The 2,208-nt window shown below is 71.3% G+C and carries 1 protein-coding gene; it reads right to left on the reverse strand.

Features of this window, described 5'->3' with window-relative positions; all coding sequences use genetic code 11:
• A partial coding sequence (locus tag IG88_RS0137585) for a type I polyketide synthase (protein WP_031051306.1) occupies window positions 1-2,009 on the reverse strand: 2,009 nt, incomplete at its 3' end.
• Window positions 2,010-2,208 lie beyond the last annotated feature (199 nt).

The raw sequence follows: 2,208 nt of genomic DNA on the forward strand, positions 1-2,208 counted from the left end.
CACTCACCGAACCGACCAGCAAACACCGGCGAAGAATCCAACAACTCCACCGCCATACCAGCCCACTGCGAACCCTGCCCCGGAAAAACGAACACCACGGCACCCGGCTCGCCGGACACCTGACCGCTGAACACATGGGCAGCGGATTCGCCGGTCTCCAGCGCTGCGAGTCCGTCCAGGAAGGTCTCCCGGTCCTCCGCCACCACGACGGCGCGGTGCTCCAGCGCGGACCTGGTGGTGGCCAGGGCTCGTCCCAGCTCCTCGTCCGTCGCCCCGCTGTCGGCAGCGAACCGCCGCAGCCGTGCGGCCTGTGCGCGCAGTCCAGCCGCTGTCCGGCCGGAGACGAGCCAGGGCAGCGGGCCGCCCTCACGCACCCGCGTCCTGGGCACAGGTACCGCCGCGGGGGCCTCAGCGCCGACGGGTGCCTGCTCGACGATGACGTGGGCGTTGGTCCCGCTGATGCCGAACGAGGAGACACCGGCCCTCCGGACCGGGCTGGCCTCGGGCCACGGGGTGCTCTCCGTTGCCAGGCGCACCGCTCCGGCGGACCAGTCCACCTCGGGCGTCGGTCCGTCGACGTGGAGCGTGGCCGGCACGAGGCCGTGTTGGATGGCCAGTACCGACTTGATGACGCCCGCGACACCCGCTGCGGCCTGCGTGTGGCCGATGTTGGACTTGAGCGAGCCGAGCAGCAACGGCCGGTCCTCGGGCCTGTCCTGGCCATACGTTGCCAGCAGTGCCTCCGCCTCGATGGGGTCGCCCAGTGCGGTTCCGGTGCCGTGGGCCTCCAGCATGTCCACGTCGGCGGAGCCGAGTCCGGCGTTGGCCCAGGCGTCTCGGATGACCTGCTGCTGGGAGAGCCCGTTGGGCGCGGTGAGTCCGTTGGACGCGCCGTCCTGGTTGATCGCGGAGCCGCGTACGACCGCCAGCACCCGGTGGCCGTTGCGGCGTGCGTCGGAGAGCCGCTCGACCAGGAGCATGCCGGCGCCTTCGGAGAATCCGGTCCCATCGGCGGCGCCGGCGAAGGCCTTGCAGCGGCCGTCGAGCGCCAGCCCCTGCTGGCTGGTCATCTCGGTGAAGATGCCCGGTGTCGACAGCACGGTGACGCCGCCTGCCAGGGCCAGCGAGCACTCGCCGCGCCGCAGGGACGCCACGGCCTGGTGGAGCGCCACCAGCGAGGACGAACAGGCGGTGTCGACGGTGAGCGCGGGCCCGGTCAGTCCGAGCACGTAGGCGATGCGGCCCGAGGCGACGCTGGTCGTCTTGCCGGTGAGCATCAGACCGTCGAGCGTCTCCGGAGCCTCGTGCAGCCGGGGGCCGTACTCCTGGTCCATCGCTCCGACGAACACGCCGGTCCTGCTGCCGCGCAGCAGTTCCGGATCGATGCCGGCACGCTCCAGCAGCTCCCACGAGATCTCCAGCAGCAACCGCTGCTGCGGGTCCATGGCCAGCGCTTCGCGCGGAGATATCCCGAAGAAGCGCGGATCGAAGTCCGTGACGCCGTCGACGAAGCCGCCGACTCCGGTGGCGACGCGGCCGCGGCCGTCCGTGCCCAGCAGCCGTTCCAGGTCCCAGCCGCGGTCGTCGGGATAGTCCGAGATCGCGTCCCGGCCCGCGGCAACGAGCCGCCACAGGTCCTCCGGGGAACTCACCCCGCCGGGAAAGCGGCAGCTCATGGCCACGATGGCAATGGGGTCTTCCGCGCCGTCCGTCGCACGGACAGGGTCGGGCTCGCGCACCGTGTCAGCGGTGGGGCGCCGGTCTGCGGCACTGTCGTGAGCGGACTCCAGGTGCGCTGCCAGCCGGGCCGGGGTGGGGTGCGAGAAGAGGGCGGCCGTGGTCAGCCGCCGGCCCAGCACCGTGTTCAGCCGACTGCGCAGATCACCGAGCATGATCGAGTCGAAGCCCAGGTCCTTGAACGAGCGCCGTACGTCGACCTCCTCCGCAGCGCCGTGCCCCAGCACTGCTGCCGTGTGGGCCCGCACGACGTGCGAGACGTCCGACGACATGCCGTATGCACCGCTGGTGCCACTGGCGTCGTACGTGCCAACTGCCGTCGACGCAACGCCCTCGGACTCGGGATCAGCGACCGCACCGTCCAGCCAGTAATGCCGACGCTGGAAGGCATACGTGGGCAACCCGACCCGGCGTGCACCACTCCCCGCGAACACGCCCTGCCAGTCCGGCTCCACACCCCGTACCCACAAC

This window comes from Streptomyces sp. NRRL F-5650, from assembly GCF_000721365.1.
Taxonomy (GTDB): Bacteria; Actinomycetota; Actinomycetes; order Streptomycetales; family Streptomycetaceae; genus Streptomyces; species Streptomyces ardesiacus.